At 70.9% G+C, this 19,271-nt stretch carries 20 protein-coding genes and 1 pseudogene; 10 read left to right on the plus strand and 11 right to left on the minus strand.

Annotated elements, in window-relative coordinates:
- The 3 genes from OP79_RS45065 to OP79_RS45075 all read left to right on the plus strand — a co-directional run.
- Nucleotides 1-394 (plus strand): sugar ABC transporter ATP-binding protein (locus OP79_RS45065; protein ID WP_033328984.1); only part of this gene is annotated, 394 nt, incomplete at its 5' end.
- Complete coding sequence (locus OP79_RS45070) at nt 391-1,293, plus strand: sugar phosphate isomerase/epimerase family protein (protein ID WP_033328985.1); 903 nt, start codon at nt 391-393, stop codon at nt 1,291-1,293. The genes OP79_RS45065 and OP79_RS45070, both read left to right, overlap by 4 nt.
- Before the next feature lie 16 nt (nt 1,294-1,309).
- Nucleotides 1,310-2,338 (plus strand): Gfo/Idh/MocA family protein, encoded by a 1,029-nt coding sequence (locus tag OP79_RS45075; protein WP_033328986.1) that lies wholly within the window; start codon nt 1,310-1,312, stop codon nt 2,336-2,338.
- Nucleotides 2,339-2,423: 85 nt separating this feature from the next.
- Here the strand turns inward: OP79_RS45075 and OP79_RS45080 are convergent, their stop codons facing one another.
- The 5 genes from OP79_RS45080 to OP79_RS45100 form a co-directional block, all read right to left on the minus strand.
- Complete coding sequence (locus OP79_RS45080; RefSeq protein ID WP_033328987.1) at nt 2,424-3,446, minus strand: Gfo/Idh/MocA family protein; 1,023 nt, start codon at nt 3,444-3,446, stop codon at nt 2,424-2,426.
- Nucleotides 3,443-4,771 carry a flavin monoamine oxidase family protein gene (locus tag OP79_RS45085; RefSeq protein WP_033328988.1) on the minus strand — a complete coding sequence of 443 codons (1,329 nt, stop codon included), beginning with the start codon at nt 4,769-4,771 and terminating at the stop codon, nt 3,443-3,445. The genes OP79_RS45080 and OP79_RS45085 overlap by 4 nt, the downstream gene beginning before the upstream one ends.
- 145 nt (nt 4,772-4,916) lie before the next feature.
- Nucleotides 4,917-5,921, minus strand: a complete 1,005-nt coding sequence (locus OP79_RS45090) for a Gfo/Idh/MocA family protein (protein WP_033328989.1) — start codon at nt 5,919-5,921, stop codon at nt 4,917-4,919.
- 71 nt (nt 5,922-5,992) lie between these two features.
- Entirely contained in the window at nt 5,993-6,769 is a 777-nt protein-coding gene (locus OP79_RS45095) for an SDR family oxidoreductase (RefSeq protein ID WP_033328990.1), read from the minus strand.
- A 15-nt stretch (nt 6,770-6,784) separates the two neighbouring features.
- Nucleotides 6,785-7,942 carry a phytanoyl-CoA dioxygenase family protein gene (locus tag OP79_RS45100; RefSeq protein WP_033328991.1) on the minus strand — a complete coding sequence of 386 codons (1,158 nt, stop codon included), beginning with the start codon at nt 7,940-7,942 and terminating at the stop codon, nt 6,785-6,787.
- Between the two features lie 107 nt (nt 7,943-8,049).
- Here OP79_RS45100 and OP79_RS45105 point away from each other — a divergent pair, with 107 nt between their 5' ends.
- The 3 genes from OP79_RS45105 (at nt 8,050) to OP79_RS45115 (ending at nt 10,005) form a co-directional block, all read left to right on the plus strand.
- Nucleotides 8,050-9,096: a LacI family DNA-binding transcriptional regulator gene (locus OP79_RS45105; protein WP_033328992.1), complete on the plus strand. Its 1,047-nt coding sequence runs from the start codon at nt 8,050-8,052 to the stop codon at nt 9,094-9,096.
- 103 nt (nt 9,097-9,199) lie between these two features.
- Nucleotides 9,200-9,646, plus strand: a complete 447-nt coding sequence (locus tag OP79_RS45110; RefSeq protein WP_033328993.1) for an SRPBCC domain-containing protein — start codon at nt 9,200-9,202, stop codon at nt 9,644-9,646.
- Nucleotides 9,643-10,005: an ArsR/SmtB family transcription factor gene (locus OP79_RS45115; RefSeq protein WP_033328994.1), complete on the plus strand. Its 363-nt coding sequence runs from the start codon at nt 9,643-9,645 to the stop codon at nt 10,003-10,005. The genes OP79_RS45110 and OP79_RS45115 overlap by 4 nt, the downstream gene beginning before the upstream one ends.
- 42 nt (nt 10,006-10,047) lie before the next feature.
- Here OP79_RS45115 and OP79_RS45120 read toward each other — a convergent pair whose 3' ends face one another.
- Nucleotides 10,048-11,214 (minus strand): FAD-dependent oxidoreductase, encoded by a 1,167-nt coding sequence (locus OP79_RS45120; protein WP_078492442.1) that lies wholly within the window; start codon nt 11,212-11,214, stop codon nt 10,048-10,050.
- Between the two features lie 232 nt (nt 11,215-11,446).
- Nucleotides 11,447-12,031 (minus strand): helix-turn-helix domain-containing protein, encoded by a 585-nt coding sequence (locus tag OP79_RS45125; protein ID WP_033328995.1) that lies wholly within the window; start codon nt 12,029-12,031, stop codon nt 11,447-11,449.
- Between the two features lie 116 nt (nt 12,032-12,147).
- Between OP79_RS45125 and OP79_RS45130 the strand changes: the two genes are divergently transcribed.
- From OP79_RS45130 to OP79_RS45140, 3 genes and pseudogenes are all read left to right on the plus strand, one after another.
- A complete protein-coding gene (locus OP79_RS45130; protein WP_033328996.1) occupies nt 12,148-12,984 on the plus strand; it encodes a DMT family transporter in 837 nt (278 codons plus the stop codon).
- A 40-nt stretch (nt 12,985-13,024) separates the two neighbouring features.
- Nucleotides 13,025-13,330: pseudogene (locus OP79_RS45135) on the plus strand (FMN-binding negative transcriptional regulator); the annotation flags it as partial.
- A 97-nt stretch (nt 13,331-13,427) separates the two neighbouring features.
- A complete protein-coding gene (locus tag OP79_RS45140; protein ID WP_033328997.1) occupies nt 13,428-14,135 on the plus strand; it encodes a B3/B4 domain-containing protein in 708 nt (235 codons plus the stop codon).
- A 122-nt stretch (nt 14,136-14,257) separates the two neighbouring features.
- Here the strand turns inward: OP79_RS45140 and OP79_RS45145 are convergent, their stop codons facing one another.
- The 4 genes from OP79_RS45145 to mhpA are packed head-to-tail and all read right to left on the minus strand — an operon-like array spanning nt 14,258 to nt 18,873.
- Complete coding sequence (locus tag OP79_RS45145) at nt 14,258-15,328, minus strand: maleylacetate reductase (RefSeq protein ID WP_033328998.1); 1,071 nt, start codon at nt 15,326-15,328, stop codon at nt 14,258-14,260.
- Complete coding sequence (locus OP79_RS45150) at nt 15,325-16,194, minus strand: dioxygenase family protein (protein WP_033328999.1); 870 nt, start codon at nt 16,192-16,194, stop codon at nt 15,325-15,327. The genes OP79_RS45145 and OP79_RS45150 overlap by 4 nt, the downstream gene beginning before the upstream one ends.
- A 7-nt stretch (nt 16,195-16,201) precedes the next feature.
- Entirely contained in the window at nt 16,202-17,320 is a 1,119-nt protein-coding gene (locus tag OP79_RS45155; protein WP_033329000.1) for an alpha/beta hydrolase family protein, read from the minus strand.
- Nucleotides 17,317-18,873, minus strand: coding sequence for a bifunctional 3-(3-hydroxy-phenyl)propionate/3-hydroxycinnamic acid hydroxylase MhpA (gene mhpA, locus OP79_RS45160; RefSeq protein ID WP_033329001.1), 1,557 nt, complete (start codon nt 18,871-18,873; stop codon nt 17,317-17,319). Before mhpA ends, OP79_RS45155 begins: the two co-directional genes overlap by 4 nt.
- Nucleotides 18,874-19,055: 182 nt before the next feature.
- On the opposite strand from mhpA, the gene OP79_RS45165 reads away from it, so the two are divergent.
- The coding region (locus OP79_RS45165) for a helix-turn-helix domain-containing protein (RefSeq protein ID WP_033329002.1) at nt 19,056-19,271 on the plus strand (216 nt) is incomplete at its 3' end.

The following is a 19,271-nucleotide window of genomic DNA, read 5'->3' on the forward strand; positions in this document are numbered from 1 at the left end:
CGTGGCCATCGCCCGCGCCGTCTACTTCGGCGCCCGCGTCCTCATCCTGGACGAGCCGACCGCCGCGCTCGGCGTCAAGCAGTCCGGCGTCGTGCTGAAGTACATCGCCGCCGCCCGCGACCGCGGACTCGGCGTCATCTTCATCACCCACAACCCGCACCACGCCTACATGGTGGGCGACAACTTCAGCGTGCTGCGCCTGGGCACCATGGAGCTGTCCGCCGACCGCAGCCAGGTCAGCCTGGAAGAGCTCACCAACCACATGGCGGGCGGCGCCGAACTGGCCGCACTCAAGCACGAGTTGGCGGAAGTCCGCGGCGTCGACGTGGAAGAGCTCCCCGAGGAGCAGGACCTCAAGGCCCCCGTAGTGACGTCCGAAGGGACCGCATCGTGACCAACGCCCTTGACCGCATCCGCGTCGGTTCGGCTCCCGACTCATGGGGCGTGTGGTTCCCCGACGATCCCCTCCAGGTGCCCTGGGAACGCTTCCTGGACGAGGTCTCCGAGGCCGGTTACCCCTGGATCGAGCTCGGCCCGTACGGCTATCTGCCGACCGACCCGGCCAGGCTCACCGACGAGGTGAACAAGCGCGACCTCAAGGTGTCGGCCGGCACGGTCTTCACCGCGCTGCACCGCGGCCCCGACGTCTGGGACTCCACCTGGGAGCACGTCAGCCAGGTCGCCGAACTGACCCGGGCCATGGGCGCGAAGCACCTGGTGGTCATCCCGTCGTTCTGGCGGGACGACAAGACCGCCGAACTGATCGAGCCGCCCGAGCTGACCGTCCGGCAGTGGGCGAATCTCACCAAGGGCATGGAGCGGCTCGGACACGAGGTGAAGGAGCGCTTCGGTCTCGACATCGTCGTGCACCCGCACGCCGACACCCATATCGACACCGAGGAACACGTCGAGCGCTTCCTCGACTCCACCGACAGCGCCCTGGTCAGCCTCTGCCTGGACACCGGCCACTACGCCTACTGCGGAGGCGACAACGTCAAGCTGATCGAGACGTACGGCGAGCGCATCGGCTACCTCCACCTCAAGCAGGTCGACCCGGAGATCCTCGCCGACGTCGTCAAGAACGAGGTGCCGTTCGGCCCCGCGGTCCAGCGCGGCGTGATGTGCGAACCCCCGTCCGGCGTACCGGAGTTGGAACCGGTGCTGGTCGCCGCGCAGAACCTCGGTGTGGAGCTGTTCGCGATCGTCGAGCAGGACATGTACCCGTGCGAGCCGGACAAGCCGTTGCCCATCGCCACGCGCACCCGGAAGTTCCTCCGCTCCTGCGGCGCCTGAGAGGGGACACCAGTCCATGACCCAGCGCGGCACGCTCGGCGTGGCCGTCGTCGGCACCGGCAAGATGGGGGCCGACCATGTGCGTCGTATCAACGAGGTGACCAGCGGCGCACGGGTGGCGGCGGTCGTGGACATCGACACCGAACGGGCCAAGCGGCTCGCCGACGGCATCGACGGCTGCACCGCGTACACCGACCCCGCCGCCGCCATGGCGGCGGACGACGTGGACGCGGTGCTGATCGCCTCCCCCGGCCCCGCTCACGAGGCGGCACTGCTCACGGCCTTCGAGCACGACCTTCCCGTCCTGTGCGAGAAGCCGCTCACGCCGGACGCTGCCTCCGCGCTGCGGGTCATGGAGGCGGAGCAGAAGCTCGGCCACCGGCGGGTCCAGGTCGGGTTCATGCGCCGGTACGACGCCGAGTACATGCGGCTCAAGGAGTTGCTGGACAGCGGCCGGCTGGGACGTCCGCTGATGCTGCACAACCGGCACCGCAACGCGACCCTCCCGGTGCCCGGCTTCACCAGCGAGATGCTCATCAACGACGCCGTCGTGCACGAGATGGACATCACCAGGTGGCTGCTGGACCAGGAGATCACCTCGGTCACCGTGATGAAGCCCAGGCCGTCGTCCAACGCGCCCGAGGGCCTCCAGGACCCGCAGTTCGTCATCTTCGAGACCGACGACGGCGGCGCCGTCGTCGACGTCGAGATGAGCGTCAACTGCCGGTTCGGCTACCAGGTCCAGTCGGAGGCGGTCTGCGAGAACGGCACAGCACGGATCGGTGACGCCCACGGGATGCTCGTCAACTCGGCCGGGCAGTGGGGCGGTTCGATCGCCCCGGACTTCGTGGCGCGCTTCGAGGACGCGTACGACCGTGAAGTACAGGCCTGGGTCGACGCCACCCGCCGCGGCGAGGTCACCGGCCCGAGCGTGTGGGACGGCTACGCGGCCGCCGCGGTCTGCGAAACGGGCGTGAAGGCACTCACCGAGGGCGGCCGGAGAGAGGTGAAGATGATCGACCGCCCTGAGCTGTACCGGAGCTGACAGAGCGTCATACAAGGCAATCAAGGCGCGGGCCAGGGAGCAAACCCCCGGCCCGCGCCTGTCCTTTGAAGCGGCTGACGCAGCGTCAGGCCGAAAGCGCCGTACGCGGTCGCGGGCGGAAGCCCGCCGCCGTGTAGCACTCGTCGATCAGCGTCATCGTCGCCAGCGCGTCGTCCACGTCCAGCGGGAGCGCCGCCCCGCCGCGGACGTGCGCGGCGAAGGCGTCAAGCTGGTAGGTGTACGACGACCTGGTGCCGAGGCGCTCCACCCGCTCGCCCTCCCCCGTGCGCACCACGACCCGGTCGTCCTGGTGCGGCAGCACGAAGTTCGGCGCGAGGGCCTCACCCCGGGTGCCGACGATCCGGCAGCTCATCTCCAGTTCGCCGTACGCCATGTGGCAGCGGGCCGACCCTGTGGCGCCACCGGGGAACTCCAGCTCGGCGTCGAGCCACTCGTCGACCCCGGGCGCCCCCGCCCGTTCCTCACCCCGCGCGGACACCAACCGGGGCGCCCCGCCCGCCCACGGCGCCAGCATCCGCACGGCGTGCAAGCTGTAGCAGCCCAGGTCCATCACGGCACCGCCGGCGAGCGGCAGCGACCAGCGCGGGTCGGCGTCGTCCGGGGCGGGAATCGCGACCAAGGTCTCCACCCGTCGCAGCTCCCCGAGTTCACCGCCGGCCAGCAGCTCGTGCAGGCGCCGGGTGACCGGGTGGAAGAGGTAGTGGAAGCCCTCCATGAATACGGTTCCGGCCTTCGCGGCCGCCTCCCGCACCTCGGCCGCCTCCTCGGCGTTGCTCGCCGACGGTTTCTCGGTCAGGACATGCTTGCCCGCGGCGAGGGCGGCGAGGTTCCACGGCCCGTGCAGACCGTTGGCGAGCGGGTTGTAGACGACCTCGACCTCGGGGTCGGCGAGCAGGTCGCCGTACGAGTCATGCACCCGCTCCACGCCGTGCTGTGCGGCGAAGGTCTCCGCCCGGCCGCGGTCCCGTGCGGCCACCGCGACCAGGCGGTGGCCGCCGGCCCGGGCCGGGTCGACGAGCGCACGTTCGGTGATCCGTGCTGCCCCGAGTACGCCGATGCGCAGTGGTTCCCGGCCCGGTTCGCTCATGCCTGCTGTTCCTCCTCGATCGTGACAGGGCGATCTTCCTGCAGAGTTGCTCCGCCGTCCACAGTCGGGAAGTGGCGGCGGGCGAGGTCCTGGGCGTGGGCCACGGTGCACTCGACCAGTTCGAAGGCGGGCAGGCCGCCGGCGTAGTAGGTGCGGGCCCGGCCCTGCAGCGCGTCGAGGCGGTCCAGGGCGCCGTCGGCGAGGTCGTCGCTGCCGAAGTGCGGCATGAACGCCCACTCGCGCCGCAGATGCACCTCCCCCAGCCGCCCGCCGAGTGCCGCGACGTCGTCCCGCAGCAGCGCGGGGACGTCCTCGGGGCGGCCGTAGGAGTAGAAGGTGCGCACATCGCTGCCCGGGTAACGGTGGTGGTACGAGACGCAATGGCCCCTCGCCTCGCGGGTCGCGGTGTGGCGGTCGAGGAAGTAGAAGGCGTTCTCCGGCAGCCCGGACGCGGAGGCGAGGGTGGTGTGGTAGGCGTTGCTGCGGATCCGCGCGGCGAGGTCGCGCTCCTCCTCGGTGGCGTCCAGGACCGGCAGGATCCGGTCCAGGGAGACGGCGAGCACCAGGTCGTCCGCCTCCACCGGGCCGGAGTCGGTACCGACCCGCACTCCGCCCGCGTGCCGCTCGACCGACTCCACGCGCACGGCGCACCGTACGTCCTTCAGCTCGTCGACGACGCGACGCCACAGGGTGGCGAACCCGCCCACGACGGTGAAGTCGCCTGCGTGTCCGAGCAGTTCGGGTCTGTGGGAGGACAACAGCCCGGTCATCTCCGCGTACTTCACGAAGTACAGCGCGGGCACATCGTCATCGAGGTAGCCGTATCCGGCCGCCGTGTATCCGGTGCCGAACGACTCGGCCATGGGCTGAAGGCCGTGCTGGGCGAGCCACTCGGTGACGGGAGCGGCGAGCGCCCGCGCGGAGTGGGCGAGCCCGGGTTCGGCGATGCGCGGGAACTCCCGCTCGCGCAGCGCCTGGTAGCGCGGGAGGGCGCCGTCGAGCAGGAACGCCATGGACTGACGGCTCGGAGTGCGTGCCGTGACGTCGAGGACGCGGTAGCGGGTGGTGGGCTCCGTCTCCACGTCCAGCTCGGTTACCAGCTCCGCGACCCGCGCGTACTGGCTGGTGCATATGTGGCCGCCGAGGTCGTAGGCCCTGCCGTCGACGTGAACGCTGTGGCACTTCCCGGCCACCGTGTCCTGCTCCTCCAGTACGGTCACCCGGTGCCCGGCACGCTCCAGTTCACGGGCGGTCGCCAGGCCGCTCGGTCCCCCGCCGATGACGACCACGCTCCGGGGGCCGGCGGTGTCGGGTAACTCCTGCATGGTCGTCGCTCCTCGCTCGGTCGGACGTGAACGGCTCTCATGGTCGGATGGAGAGATCACATAGCCGTAAACGGGCGCCAGAGGTGCGGTGTTCACACACAGGTGTCCCGGGTGCCCGAGGCACCCGGGACACAGGCGAGGGCTCTCAGCCGGCGCGGACCTCGGCGATCGTCACCGGCCGGTGCTCGTGCAGGGACAGCGTGCAGGCCTCGGCGATCCAGCCTGCCTCCAGCGCGTCCGCCACCGTGCACGGCGAGGTCCGCCGGCCTGCGACGACCTCGGTGAACGCGTCGAGTTCGGCGCGGTAGGCGTCGGTGAAGCGGTCCATGAAGAAGTCGTGCGGCTGCCCGGCGGGGAACGTGACGCCTGGCTCCACGGAGCGCAGCGGCAGTTTGTCCTCCAGGCCGACCGCGATGGAGTCCTGGAAGCCGTGGATCTCCATGCGGACGTCGTAACCCCGGGCGTTGTGGCGGGAGTTGGACACCACAGCGATCGTGCCGTCGTCGAGGGTGAGGATCGCGCCGGTGGTGTCGGCGTCGCCCGCCTCCTTGATGTAGTCGGCGCCCCGGTTGCCGCCGACGGCGTACACCTCGGTCACCTCGTGGCCGGTCACCCAGCGGATGATGTCGAAGTCGTGCACGGAGCAGTCGCGGAAGATGCCTCCTGAGGCGGCGATGTACGTGGCCGGGGGCGGCGCCGGGTCCAGGGTGGTGGACCGTACGGTGTGCAGGGGGCCGAGTTCGCCGCTCTGGACGGCGGCACGGGCGGCCACGAACCCGGCGTCGAAGCGCCGGTTGTAGCCGATCTGGATCTCGACGCCGCTGTCCCGCACGGCGTTCAGGACCTCGACGCCCTCCTTCATCGCGCGGGCGACGGGCTTCTCGCAGAAGACCGGCACTCCCGCCTCGACAGCGGCCCGGATCAGTCCGGGATGGGCGTCGGTCGCGGCGGCGATCACCACGCCGTCCACGCCGGCGGCCAGCACCGCCTCCGGCGAGCCGACTGCTTCGGCGCCGAAGCGCTCGACGGCGGCCGTGACGGCATCCGCGAACGGGTCCGCGACGACGAGGGACTCGACCACGTCGAGCCGAGAGAGGGTCTCGGCGTGGAACGCGCCGATGCGGCCGAGGCCGAGGATGCCGATACGCATGGTTCAGGGGCTCCTTGTTTCCTTGTGCGTCGTACGTGTCAGTGGTGATCCGTACGTGTGTGTCGCGCGGCTCAGTCGAGTCCGCCGAGGACGTTCTGGTCCCAGTCGATGACCGAGCCGGTGACGACACCGCTGCGGTCGGAGAGCAGCAGGACCACGAAGTCGGCGATCTCGTCGGGCCGGCCGAGCTTGCCCATCGGCAGCTTCTGCGCGGCCTGTTCGCGCCAGTCGTCGCCCGCGCCGTGGAAGGTGCGCTGGGTGGCGTCCTCGCCCTCGGTCGCGGTCCAGCCGATGTTCAGGCCGTTGATCCGGATCCGGTCCCAGCGGTGGGCGTGCGCGGCGTTGCGCGTCAGCCCTGCGAGTCCGGCCTTGGCCGCGACGTACGGGGCCAGGAAGGGCTGCCCGCCGTGCTCGGACGAGGTGATGATGTTGACGATCGTGCCGGGCGCCTTGCGCGCCACCATGTCGGCGACGGCGGCCTGCATGGCGAAGAACGGGCCCTTGAGGTTGATCGCGATATGCGCGTCGAACAGCTCGGGCGTGGTGTCGAGCAGTGTTCCGCGGGAGGTGAGCCCGGCGGAGTTGACCAGGCAGTCGACCCGGCCGTACGCCTCGATCACCCGGGCCACACTCCCCCGCGCCTGCTGCGCGTCGGCGAGGTCGGCCCGTACGTACATGGCCTTGGCCCCGGCCTCGGTCAGTTCCGTGGCCAGTGCATCGCCGAGTTCGAGGCGGCGCCCCGTGACGGCCACGGTCGCGCCCTCGCGGGCGGCGGCCCGGGCGACGGCCGCGCCGACGCCCTGGGTGCCGCCGTTGACGAGGACGACCTTGTCCTCAAGAAGTCCCATGTGCTCTCTCGTTCCTCAGCTCTCGCGGCGCTCGGTGGCGGCCCGCAGTGCGTCCCGCAGGTGTTCCGGGGTCCAGTCCTCGCCGAGGGCGCGCCGGACGAGGTCCGCCTGGGAGGGCGGGGCCAGTCCGTCGACGGGCGGGTCGGAGTCCAGGTTCGTCGGGAAGGGGTAGCCCTCGGCGCAGGCCGCGATCACCGTGTCAAGACACTCCTGGCGTACGCCCTCGGCCTTGCGCTTCAGCAGGACCGGGTAGACGGCGTTCGCGATGGCCTCACGGTCGACGGTCTCCATGGCCCGCCCGAAGGCCGAGGAGATCTGGAGCAGGTTCGCCATGCGGCGGATGTCCGCGGACCGATTGTGCCCGGCGGCGTGGAAGAGGGCGGGGTTGAAGAACACCGCGTCGCCCTTGGCGAGCGGGAGCTGGACGTGACGCGCCTCGAAGTAGGCCCGGAATTCCGGCAGTCGCCAGGCCAGGTAGCCGGGCTCGTACTTCTGTGAATGCGGCAGGTACATCGTCGGGCCGGACTCGACGGGCATGTCGCAGTGGGCGACCGCGCCCTGGAGGGTCAGTACGGGTGAGAGGCGGTGGACGTGCGCCGGGTAGGCGGCCGCGGTCTCGTTGGAGAGGAAGCCGAGGTGGTAGTCGCGGTGCGCGGTCTGGGCGGCGCCGCCCGGGTTGACCACGTTGATCTGGGAGGTGACCTGGTAGCCGGGGCCGAGCCAGGCCGATGACACCAGGGCGAGGACGTCGTTGGCGTAGTAGTCGGCGAACGCCTCCGCGTCGTACAGGGCCGCCTTCTCCAGCGCGTTCCACACCCGGTCGTTGGCGCCCGGCTTGGCGAAGTGGTCACCCGCGGTCGCGCCCGCGGCACGCTGCTCGGCGATCAGGGCGTCGAAGACGGCGGTGGCCCGGTCGACGACCTCCGGGTCGGCGAAGGCGCCCCGGAAGACGACGATGCCCGGGCCCTCGGCGAGTGCGTGCACCAGCTCGGCCTGGAACTCACGGTCGGCCTCGACCTGGTCGGCGTCGTAGACCGGCACGTTGCGCACGATGGCGGAGGCCTGCGGGTAGTCGGTGGGGTCGGTCTCCTGCTCGACGAGCGCACGGAAGGAGTCCAGGTCGCAGTCCTGCTCGGACAGCCAGGGACGGGGGTGTACGGAGGTGACGGTCATCGTCGTCCCTTCGGGGCACGGAGCGGTGGAGCGCTGTCATTCTTGTCATTACAAACCCCTCGAACAACCAGCAGGAACCCATCAAAAACCCCTCAAGGAGCCGACACATGGGCCACCCGTTCCCGATCCGGGAGATCGCACGTCAGGCGGGCCTGAGCGAGGCCACGGTCGATCGGGTCCTCAACGGCCGGGGCGGCGTGCGGGAGAGCACCGCGCAGGAGGTGCAGCGGGCGATAGCCGACCTGGACCGGCAGCGCACCCAGGTCCGGCTCGTGGGCCGTACCTTCATGATCGACATAGTGATGCAGGCACCGGAGCGCTTCACCACCGCCGTACGCGCCGCGCTGGAGGCCGAGCTGCCGTCCCTGCACCCGGCCGTGCTGCGCTCCCGCTTCCACTTCCGCGAGAGGGGCCCGGTCGGGGAACTGGTCGGCATTCTGGACCGGATCGCCAGGCGCGGCTCGCAGGGCGTGATCCTCAAGGCCCCGGACGTACCCGAAGTCGCCGCCGCCGTCGACCGGTTGGTGGCCGCCGGCATTCCGGTCGTGACGCTGGTGACCGATCTGCCTGCCAGTGGGCGGCTCGCCTACGTCGGCATCGACAACCGGGCGGCGGGCGCCACCGCCGCGTATCTCCTGGGGCAGTGGCTGGGTGATCGGCCGGGGCACGTCCTGACCACTGTCAGCCGGGGTTTCTTCCGGGGCGAGGAGGAGCGCGAGATGGGTTTCCGCGCGGCGATACGCGCCCAGCACCCCGTACGGCGCCTGGTCGAGGTCACCGACAGCGACGGCCTGGACGTCACCCAGTACGACCTGGTGCTGGCCGCACTCCGGGACGACCCCGGCATCAAGGCGGTCTACTCGATCGGTGGCGGGAACGTCGCCACGCTCGACGCATTCGACGCCTTGAAGCGGTCGTGCGAGGTCTTCATCGCCCATGATCTGGACCACGACAACGCGTGGCTGCTGCGGGCGGGGCGGCTGTCCGCCGTACTCCACCACGACCTGCGTCAGGACATGCGCCGCGCCTGCCGAGTCATCATGCGAGGTCAGGGGGCCCTGCCTGCCGATACGGCTCCCGCGCCGCCGTCGCCGATCCAGGTCGTCACGCCGTACAACATGCCGCCGGAGTTGGTGGTGAGCGGTAACGCTTAGCGCAACCCTGGGGTTGCACATGGAGAGAGTGATGTGCAACTCTGGGGTTGCACCAAAGACGGCAGTGGATGACAAGGACGAATGACGGCGAAGGAGTCATGTCATGAGCGAGGACCGGATCGAGCGCGAAACCCTGATCGCGGCACCCCTGGAGCGGGTCTGGACGCTGGTGGCCCAACCCGGGTTCTGGGTGGCCGACAAGGCGAGCCTGCCCGGCACGGTGGCCAGGGAAGGAGAGTCGATGGTGGCGAAGAACGCCGAGCACGGGGACTTCCCGGTGCGAGTGGAGAAGGTTCAGCCTCCGACGTATCTGGCATACCGCTGGACCAGCGCGTTCCCGGGCGAAGAGTTGCGCGAGGACAACAGCACTCTCGTCGAGTTCACGTTGACGCAGGAGGGCGAGCAGACACGGCTGCGGGTGGTGGAGAGCGGGTTCGCGGCGCTGGCCGGCTCCGAGGAGCTGCGCAGCCAGAACTTCAAGGACCACAGCGAGGGTTGGCCCCTGGAGCTCGACGCGCTCAAGACGCGCGCCGAACAGCCATCCGCATGACGGAGGAGTCTCGCGGCACCGTCGGGCCGGTCGACAGCGTCCTCGCTGCGCTGGCCGACCCGACGCGGCGTCAGCTGCTCGATCAGCTGGCCGCCCAGGGCGAGGCCACCGCGACGACGCTCGCCGCGCAACTCCCCGTCTCGCGCCAGGCGGTGGTCAAACACCTCGCCGTGCTGGATTCCGCCGGGCTGGTGTCCGGGAGCCGAGTCGGACGCGAGATGCGCTACGTGGTGCGGCCCGCGGCACTGGACGCGACGGCGCGGTGGATGGCGACGCTGGCGGCCGACTGGGACAGGCGGTTGGCGACCATCAAGCGGCTCGCGGAGGAAGCGGAGGCTGCGGAGCGGGATTCGAGCTAGGCGGTCCGCTGGGAGGGCGGTCCGACCCTGACGGGGGCAGCCTCAGACATTGATTCCGAGGGTGGAGTTCCACTCCAGCAGCCGGGCAAGTTCCTCGTCCGCCGGCCGGGACGCAGGCGCTTGACCGGCGCGGGACGGTGTGTGGACGCCGCGGGAGATGTTTCCGCTGACGGTGGTGTTGTGTTCCACGCGTGGGCGGCGGAGCGTCTCGTAGACGGACAGCGCGGTGTCGGTGTCGGGGGTGTCGCGCAGGGCTTTGGCGAGGATGACGGCGTCCTCCATCGCCATCGAGGCCCCTTGCCCGGTTGCCGGGGAGGCCGCGTGGGCGGCGTCGCCGATGACCAGCGTCCGTCCCGAGTGCCAGGGCGCGCCGGGCGGCATCTCGGTGGCGTTGGTGACCAGGATGTCGCCGGTGGTGGCGGCGACGATGTCAGCGGCCGGGGTGGCGTCTTCGCGCAGCAGCGGCAGCAGCAGGTCGCGCCACTGGCCAGGTGTGCCGTGTGCGATCTCGTCGGCGGCCAGGGCTTCTCCGGCCACACGCGCGAACCAGTACGTCTCCCCGTCCGGCGACACCGCGTAGCCGAAGGCGGCAGCGCTGCCGCGCACCATGGTGATGCGCTCGTCGTCGGCCACCTCGGCCGGAGTGGCGCTGTCTGTGTAGCCGTAGAACACGCACTCGCCCGCGTAGCGCGGTTGTGAGGCAGGGGCGATCGTCCGGCGGACGGTGGAGTTCAGGCCGTCGGCGCCGATGAGCAGGTCGCCGGTCGTGGTGCTGCCGTCGGTGAAGTGTGCGGTGACGCGGTCGGGGTCGTCCTGGACGGATGCCAGCGAGGCGCCGTGCCGGATGCTGATGCCCCGGTGGGCGGCCTCGGTCTGCAGGGCGGCGTTGAGTTCACCGCGACGCAGGCACCGGAACCGCAGAACGGGGTTGTCGGCCTCGCCGAGCGGCCTCTGCGCGACTTCGGTGCCCGCGCCGTCGAGGACGCGCATCGAGGTCAGCGGGAAACCGGCCGCGGTGACCGCGGCGGAGGCGTCGATCTGCGCGAGGGCTCGCATGCCGTTGCTCGCGAGCGTGAGGAAGGCGCCGATGTCCTCGGCCGAGTCGGGGTGGGCCTCGTACACGGAGACGTCGAAGCCGGCCTTGTGCAGGGCCAGGGCCGTCGTCGTGCCGGCGATCCCGCCGCCGATGACGAGTATGCGGGTCACCATGTATCCGGCTCCTCCATGTATGGCTTGGGTGAGGTGGTGCGCATGTGTTGCGGGGAACGTGCGGGCGAGGGCGCGGGGTTCCCGGGCCCGTGGTGAACCCGGCCCGGGACATCTCGCCCAACTACGGCCTTCCGGGGGCCTGTTGACTCCGAGGGCTGAGAGGTTTGATCCATAAGACCACGACGCGGGCATCGGGCGCGGGGTGACCGTCGATCAGCCATGGCGGGTTGGGTCAGGCCGTGGAAGCGGGACCGGGCGGCAGGTGGACCGTCATGATCAGGCTGCAGGTTTCGGTGCCGGAGCCGCGGTAGGCGTGAGGGCTGTCGCCGTCGAAGGTGGCGGTCTGTCCGGCTTCCAGGGTGTGTTCGGTGCCGTCGACGATCAGGGTCATCCGGCCGGTGGTGACGCTGACGGTTTCCACGACGCCGGCCTGGTGGGGGTGGCTGGGGTATTCCTCGTCCGGTTCCAGTTGCCAGCGCCAGACCTCGACAGGGGCCGGGCCTGAAGTCGTCAGCATGAGCCGGGCCTCACTCCCCCGTTCTCCGGTCCACAGCGGTGCCACGGCGTCGGCGGCCACGACGCGGACACGGCCTTCGGGCGGTCCCTGCATCAGGTCGGACACCGAGATGCCAAGGGTGTCGGCCAGCCGGACCAGGGTGGCCAGGTTGGGGTTGCCCTGGGCTTTCTCCAGCGCTACCAGGGCTCCCTTGCTGACCTGGGAGCGTCGGCTGAGTTCCTCCAGGGACAGGCCCGCCCGGGTGCGGGCCGCCCGGACGTTGTGCGCGACCGTCCGCAGGGCTGCGGCTGTCTCGGCCATCTGATCTCCATCCTCGCCACTGACCACTTCAATGCACCGCGCGGTCGTTCGGTTGACACGGACCGGTCGTTGCGTTGTACGGTGCGGTCGTTCGAATGAATAGTAAGGGATGTGCTGTGATCGCTCTGCTGCTGGCCCTGGGCAGCTCACTCGCCTATGGATGCGCCGACTTCCTCGGCGGCCTCGGCGCCCGTAAGGCTCATGTGCTGCGTACCGTGATGATCGCGGCCCCGGCGTCTCTCGTGGTCGAGCTGCTGCTGTGGCCGGTGCTCGGCGCCTCGTTCAGCGCCGGCGCCCTCGGCTGGGGTGCCGCGTCCGGGGTCGCCTCCGCCGCCGCGTTCGTCCTGCTCTACCGCACGCTGGCGATCGGTCCGATGAACGTGCTGTCGCCCGTGACCGCGCTGGTGTCCGCCGCACTGCCCGTCGGGGTGGGCCTGTTGCAGGGCGAGCACCTGGCCGTCGCCGGAATGGTGGGTCTGCCGCTCGCGCTGGTGGCGGTCGTCCTGGTCAGCGCCGGACACGGCGCCGGGGCGGCACGCCCCTCCCGTACGGCGCTGCTGCTGGCCTTCGGCGCGGGCGCCGCCATCGCCCTCCAGCTGGTCTTCCTGCACCAGACGCCTTCCGACAGCGGCGTGGCGCCGCTGATCGTGGGCCGGGCGGTCTCCTCGGCCATCACCCTGGCCGCGGCAGGGGTCATGTACCGCAGACTGGGCTCGGAGCGTCCCGCGTACGCGATGTCCGCAGCCGCGGGTGTGCTGGACTCAGTGGCGAACCTGCTGTTCCTGCTCGCCTCCCGCAGCGGGGACCTCGCCGTCGTCGCCGTGATCGTCGCCCTCTATCCGGCCGGCACCGTCCTGCTCGCCCGCGGCGTGCTCGCCGAGCGCATCCACCGCGGCCAGCTCGTCGGCCTGGGCACCGCCGCCGTCGCCGTCAGCCTCCTCGCCCTGACCTGAGCCCCCGTAGCCCCCATCGCCAACATTCTTAGGAACCAGCATGCTCATCCAGCCCTGGGACGCCAGTCTCGACGAAGCCGAATGGCAAGCCTGGATCGCCGAAGGCCACGACTTCGGACAGCTCAGCGTCAACGGCCTGCCCGGCCACCCGCCCGTCGCCGTGCCCACCCACTTCACCAGCGACGGCGACCATCTCCTGGTCCACCTCGCCCGGCCCAACCCGGTCTGGAAGGCGATCGAGCGCGACCCGAACGTCCTCTTCACCGTCCTCGGTGACTACGCCTTCGTCCCCGGCCCCTGGCGCGCCCAAGCCGACACCCCGCCCACCGACGGCGTGCCCACCGCACGCCAGCAGCGCCGCCGCCTGGACCGCATCGGCCCCTGGAAGCCCTGACCCCGCCCCGACCGCCTACGCCCGGACACAGGAAACGGAAACCCCGCCCATGCCAGCCTTCCGCATCACCCCCGCCGTCGCGGACGCCTTCCCCGACACCCTCATCGCCCTGGTCACCGCCACCGGCCTGCGCGGCCGTGAACCTTGGCCCCACACCACCGCAGCCCTGGAGGACCTGGAGCAGCAACTCGCCGACGGCACCTGGCACCCCGCCGACGAGACCGACCCCCGCATCGAGGCCTGGCACACCGCCTACCGCTCCTTCGGCACCAACCCCCGCCGCATCCGCCCCAGCGTCGACGCGCTCGGCCGCCGCCTCGCCAAGAAGGGAAGCCTGCCGCGCATCAACCCGGCCGTCGACTCCTACAACGCCGTCTCCGTACGGCACGGTCTGCCCGCCGGCGCCTTCGACCTGGCCCACGTCACCGGCGACGTCGACATCCGATACGCGGACGGCACCGAGTCCTTCACCCCGCTCGGCGAACCCGACACCGTCGAGAACCCCAAGCCCGGCGAGATCATCTACGCGGACACCACCGGCGTCCTGACCCGCCACTGGAACCACCGCGACGCCCACCGCACCCGCGTCACCGAGGACTCCACCCACGTCGCCTTCGTCCTCGAAACCCTCCACGCCACCCGCGACAGCGACGTCCTCAAGGTCGCGGCGGAGGAACTCCAGGGCCTGCTCGCCCCGCACGCCGAACAGACCGCCGTGCACTTCCTCAGCCCGGCACAACCCCAGGCCACCACCTGAGACCGCCACCCACCCGGGTCGGCGTCGAGGTAGCGCCGGGTTCGGTCCCCGACCTCAGGGAGGTCCCTCAGCCCTGACGGAGCGCGGAACTCTCGTCCCCCGTACATGAGGCCAGGTGTCGGTCAGGGGGCGAGGGTCCCGTGCAGCGCGTCCGTCACGAGGGAGCGGATGGCGTCGGCGGTGACCGGGCGTGGGTTGGCGTACGGCTGGGCAACCGCCTGAGTGACGATCTCCGTCACGTCGTGCTCGGTCAGCCCGAGTTCGGCCAGGGAGCGCGGGGCGCCGAGCTCGACCGATGTCCTTGCGAGGTGCTTGGGTACGTCGTCGGTGGCAAGGGCGCGGCTCAGGGCCCGCTCCGCCGTAGGGGCCGCGGGGAGGTTGAAGGCGGCGACGTACGGGAGCAGGACCGTGTGGGTGGGTGCGTGTGGCAGGTCGAAGGTGCCGCCGAGGATGTGGCAGAGCTTGTGGTGCAGTGACATGGTGGTGGCGCCCAGGCAGGCGCCGCACAGCCAGGCTCCGCGCAGTGCGTCCGACCGGGCCTCGATGCCCAGGGGATCCTCGGCGATGGTGGGCAGGGCGGTGGCCAAGGAACGGACGCCTTCTTCGGCCATCAGGGAGACGATCGGCGAGGCGTCGGGCGCGTACAGGGCTTCGACCGCGTGGGCGATGGCATTGAAGCCGCTGGTCACCGACATGTCCACCGGGAGGCGGAGGGTGAGTTCGGGGTCGTAGACGACACTGCGGGGCAGCACGGAACGGTCGCGCCCGGTCCGTTTGCGGCCGTTGTCGGTGAGGCCCCAGATGGGCGTCATCTCGGAGCCGGCATAGGTGGTGGGAACGCTGATCACGGGAAGCCCGGTTTCCAGGGCGATCGCCTTGCCCAGGCCGATCGTGGAGCCCCCGCCGATGGCCAGACAGCCATCCGCGCCGGCCTCCCGCGCGGCCTTGCGGGCCGCCGCCGCGACATCGGCGGGTACGTGCATCCGGGCTTCGGTGAACCGGCCGGCGCACGCGTCTTCGAGCAGCGTTGCCGCGTGCTCGGCGAGGGCCGCTTGCTCCGGCGTGGACAGCACCAGCAGCCGGCGCAGACCCAACCGCTCGGCCTCCTGCGGCAGTTGGGCGAGAGTCCCGGCGCCGAAGATGACCCGCATGGGCAGGGCTTCGTAGGTGAAACTCGGCTGCCGGGCGGTCACGGCGTGGCCTCCGGCGCGGTTGTCAGAACGATGTCGAATGTGGCGTGGGTGAAGGGGGCGGTCACGCCGAAGCGGTCGGCCTCCTGTGCGTCGTGCAACTCGCTGAAGTCGGTGATGAGGCCCCGTTTGACGGCGAAGACCGCGTCGGAGTCGATGTACGGGCTGTCGCCGACGAACACGTGGGTGGTGACCGGCCGGCAGCCGACGGCGCTCGCGATGAAGTGGACGTGGGCGGGCCGGTACGGATGGCGGCCGGTCGCTTCGAGGAGGCGGCCGACGGGGCCGTCGGTGGGGATCGGGTAGTGGGAGGGGACGACGGTGCGGAACCAGAAGCGGCCCTCGTCGTCCGTACGGAACAGGCCCCGCCCGTTACCCGGGGGCTGCACGTCGGGTTGCTGGACGTCGTAGAAACCGTCCTCGGTGCACTGCCACACGTCGAGTTCCGCCCTCGCCAGTGGTGTGCCGTCGGCGCCTGTCACCCGGCCGGAGATCACGCAGGGGCGGCCGGTGCCCAACAGGTCGATGGAGTCGCCGAGTTCACGTCGCGGCGACTCGGTCATGTGGAAGGGGCCGAGGACGGTGCTCTCGGTTCCCTGCTCGGTCCCGTTCAGGGTCTCGACGAGCATGGAGACGCCCAGGACGTCGGAGAGGAGGACGAACTCCTGCCGGGTGTCGTCGCATGCACGGCCGACGGCGGTGAGGAAATCGATCGCGGTCTCCCACTCCTCCATCGTGGGCTCGATGTCGCGGACGAAAGCGTGCAGATGACGGGTCAGGCTCTCCATCACCTCCCGCAGCCGGGGGTCCTTGGTGTTCCGGAAGCTTTCCACGACTGCAGCGGTCGCGGTCTCGACGGTGAAGTCCATGGGGGGCCTAGCGGTTCGTACTGCCGGGGGTGCGGACGAGATGGTCGGTGAACCAGTCGGCGGTGAACGCGTCGCGCTCGGCGGCGTGGTTGTAGAGGGTGTGCTCGCCGTCGGGCCAGCTGCGGAGGGTCGCCGCTGTGGGGTCGGCGGCTTGCAGGAAGGGTTGCTGGTCCTCGTAGCGGGCGAGGGGGTCCTGTCCGCCGTGCAGCAGGAGCAGTGGGCAGCCGATCCGGTGCTTGTCCGGGTCGAAGCGCAGGCCGTCCATGACCTCGGCGACACGCTCCAGGTCGTCGGTGCCGACCACGGCGGCCAACTGCTCGCGGGCGGTGCGGAATTCGGGGACTGCCGGAGTGGCAGGGGCGCCGTTCACCACGACAGCGGCCACGCGCGGGTCGGCAGCGGCCAGATGGGCCGCGAACAGGCCGCCGAAGCTCATGCCCTGGATTCCGATGGGGCCGCCGAGACGCTGATCGGCCTCGACCAGGTCGACGAAGCGGGCGAAGCCCTCGGTCACGCGCTCATCGACGTACAGCCCGTGGGTCAGCCGGGATTCGCCCTGGCCGGGACCTTCCGCGAGCAGGCAGGCCAGGCCCCGCGCCGTGTATGCCTCGGCGATCGGCAGGTAGGCCGCTCCCCAGCCGCTGAGCCCACCCCACACGATGACGGTGGCGTGGACCTGGCCGGAGGCGGGTCGGCACAGCCAGCCGCCGAGGGTACCGGCGCGGTGAGGGACCGTGACCCGTTCCATGAGCGGCGTGTGCGGGGACGGCAGAGCGGCGGCGGACGCGGTCGTCGCGGTGTGGCGCTCGTACAGTTCCCGCTTCTCCGCGGTGTCGGACTGGTACGCCATCTGCGCGAACATGAACGCGGCGGAGGCGAACCGGTACGCCTGGCGCGCCGTGGTCCGATGGCCGGCCGCCTCGGCGCGACCGGCGCGCTCCAGCTGGGCCTCCGCGAGGGTCATGGCGGAGTCCTGCCACCGCATCCCCGCAGTGGTGTCGGCGAGCAGCCGGCGGGCATCGGCATGGTCCATGCCGCAGTCGACCAGCCGGGTGAAGGGCATGGCCCGGTGCTGGGCCGCGGCCAGCGGTGACAGCACCGGCGTCTGGGGGTCCTCGTTCGTCATGCCGCTGCCTCGACGGCCGCGGTCAGCGCGGAGGCGAGGTCGTCGACCAGCGCGCCGAGGTCCGTGCTGTCGGCTGCCGTGCCGAAGAGGACGAAGTCGGGGCGTGCCAGGTAGGCCGCTGCGCCGAGTTCCCGCAGGTACGCGCGGTGTCGGCCGTCGAGGTCCTCGACGGTGTCCAGGGCGATCACGGCGCAGCCCAGGCGCTGAAGCAGGGCAAGCCGCTCCGGGCCGAGGGCGGCGGTGGGGTCCTCGGCGGCGACCAGGACGAAGCCGAACCCGGTCAGGTCGTCGAGCCGTCCGGTGCGCCCGTCGGCCAGACGGATCCGCCCCTGCGGGGTGAGGGTGCCGACCGGCGCGCTCGTGCCCGCCCGCAGCACGCCGTTGTCCAGCGGCGGGAACGGCGGCGGCGGGGGCACCTTGCCCGCGAAGAAGGCCGCGTCCCGGGCCGCCGCGGCCTCGACGTCGTGGGTGTTGGCGACCTTGCCGAGGGCGATCGCCGCGTGGGTGAGGGCGGTGACGTGCGGGCGGCGCTCACTCTCGTAGGTGTCCAGGAGTGCGTCGGGCGCCTGGCCGCCGAGGACGAGGTGGAGTTTCCAGGCGAGGTTGGTGGCGTCGCGCAGGCCGCTGCACGCACCCTGGCCGAGGTACGGGGGCATGGTGTGGGCGGCGTCGCCGGCCAGGAACACCCTGCCGGTCCGCCAGCGGCTCGCGATGCGGGCCTCGAACGCGTACACCAGCTGGCGGGTGATGCGCAGGTCGTCGGGGCCGAGGTCATGGTACTGGCGCAGCAGCCGCCAGGCGGCCTCCGGGGTGGTCATGTCCTGGCTGTTCTCCCCCGGGAGGAGGGCGAACTCGAAGCGCTGTCGGGTGTGGCCGATGTTGATGGTCATGTGGCCGCGCGCCGGGTCGCAGTACTGGGTGCCGTAGGCGAACTCCGGCGGCTGCGGGCGCAGCCACTCGGTGTCGACGTTGACCCACCGCTCGTTGAAGCCCAAGTCCTCGCGCTCGACTTCGAGCAGCTCGCGTACACCGCTGCGGCTGCCGTCGGCGGCGATCACATAACGGGCCCGGACCTCGTCGTGCGGGCCGTCCGCGGTCGCCGCCTCGGCGTTCCAGCCGCGCAGCCGCAGGGCGACGCCCTCATCGTCCTGCTCGAGGGCGGTAACGGCCCACCCCTGGCGGACGTCGACGGTGCCGTAGCCGCGCAGTCGTTTGTCGATCGCGCTCTCCACGTCCGGCTGGTACATGGAGAGATGGTCCGGATACCCCATCGAGCCGTCAGGGTTGGCGGGGATGTTCACGAGTGTGTCGCCCTTGCCGTTGACCCACAGGTACTGGCACAGCGACGAGTCGCGCAGCGCCTCGTCGACATCGGCCGCCGCCTGGACGGTGCGGGCGGCCTCGTCGTCGATGTGGGTGAGCCGGGGCAGCCCGTACAGGCCGGGCCACCGCTCGCACACCACCACGCGGTGGCCGAGCCGGCCCAGCAGAGATGCGGCGGTCAGGCCGGTCGGTCCGTAGCCGACGACGGCGATGTCATAGATAGGGGCCATAAAGCACCTCCGGAGGCGTCCCGCGCCGTTGCGAGGGTGAGGTGGAACGGAAGAAGAGGTCGGAAACGGGCGCCAAAAAGGTCGCCAAGATCCGTATGTGAGTCAGAATTCACATTGAATGCGAGTCGAGGTTCACACGCCAGCAACATGGCCGTCAAGAGGCTGATCGATAAAATGCGTGCGTGACCGAGTCCCCGACCCACAGGCCCCCGGCCCTCCAAGAACGCAGCCGCCGCTCACAGCAGGACATCCTCCGCGCCGGGTACGCCCTGCTCGAAGAGGGCGGAGCCGACGCCCTGACCGTGGCCGCCGTGGCCGAGCGGGCCGGCATGGCGGTCGGCAGCATCTACCGCCGGTTCGGCGACAAGGAAGGACTCCTGCTGGCCATCCAGCACGCC

The organism is Streptomyces yerevanensis, assembly GCF_000716805.1.
In the GTDB taxonomy this organism is placed as follows: domain Bacteria; phylum Actinomycetota; class Actinomycetes; order Streptomycetales; family Streptomycetaceae; genus Streptomyces; species Streptomyces flaveus.

Excerpts from the sequence above, each read along its gene's own strand:
- OP79_RS45075 (WP_033328986.1), top strand. The coding sequence starts at position 1,310 with ATGACCCAGCGCGGCACGCTCGGCGTGGCCGTCGTCGGCACCGGCAAG.
- OP79_RS45080 (WP_033328987.1), bottom strand. The coding sequence starts at position 3,446 with ATGAGCGAACCGGGCCGGGAACCACTGCGCATCGGCGTACTCGGGGCA.
- OP79_RS45085 (WP_033328988.1), bottom strand. The coding sequence starts at position 4,771 with ATGCAGGAGTTACCCGACACCGCCGGCCCCCGGAGCGTGGTCGTCATC.
- OP79_RS45090 (WP_033328989.1), bottom strand. The coding sequence starts at position 5,921 with ATGCGTATCGGCATCCTCGGCCTCGGCCGCATCGGCGCGTTCCACGCC.
- OP79_RS45095 (WP_033328990.1), bottom strand. The coding sequence starts at position 6,769 with ATGGGACTTCTTGAGGACAAGGTCGTCCTCGTCAACGGCGGCACCCAG.
- OP79_RS45100 (WP_033328991.1), bottom strand. The coding sequence starts at position 7,942 with ATGACCGTCACCTCCGTACACCCCCGTCCCTGGCTGTCCGAGCAGGAC.
- OP79_RS45105 (WP_033328992.1), top strand. The coding sequence starts at position 8,050 with ATGGGCCACCCGTTCCCGATCCGGGAGATCGCACGTCAGGCGGGCCTG.
- OP79_RS45110 (WP_033328993.1), top strand. The coding sequence starts at position 9,200 with ATGAGCGAGGACCGGATCGAGCGCGAAACCCTGATCGCGGCACCCCTG.
- OP79_RS45115 (WP_033328994.1), top strand. The coding sequence starts at position 9,643 with ATGACGGAGGAGTCTCGCGGCACCGTCGGGCCGGTCGACAGCGTCCTC.
- OP79_RS45120 (WP_078492442.1), bottom strand. The coding sequence starts at position 11,214 with ATGGTGACCCGCATACTCGTCATCGGCGGCGGGATCGCCGGCACGACG.
- OP79_RS45125 (WP_033328995.1), bottom strand. The coding sequence starts at position 12,031 with ATGGCCGAGACAGCCGCAGCCCTGCGGACGGTCGCGCACAACGTCCGG.
- OP79_RS45140 (WP_033328997.1), top strand. The coding sequence starts at position 13,428 with ATGCCAGCCTTCCGCATCACCCCCGCCGTCGCGGACGCCTTCCCCGAC.
- OP79_RS45150 (WP_033328999.1), bottom strand. The coding sequence starts at position 16,194 with ATGGACTTCACCGTCGAGACCGCGACCGCTGCAGTCGTGGAAAGCTTC.
- OP79_RS45155 (WP_033329000.1), bottom strand. The coding sequence starts at position 17,320 with ATGACGAACGAGGACCCCCAGACGCCGGTGCTGTCACCGCTGGCCGCG.
- mhpA (WP_033329001.1), bottom strand. The coding sequence starts at position 18,873 with ATGGCCCCTATCTATGACATCGCCGTCGTCGGCTACGGACCGACCGGC.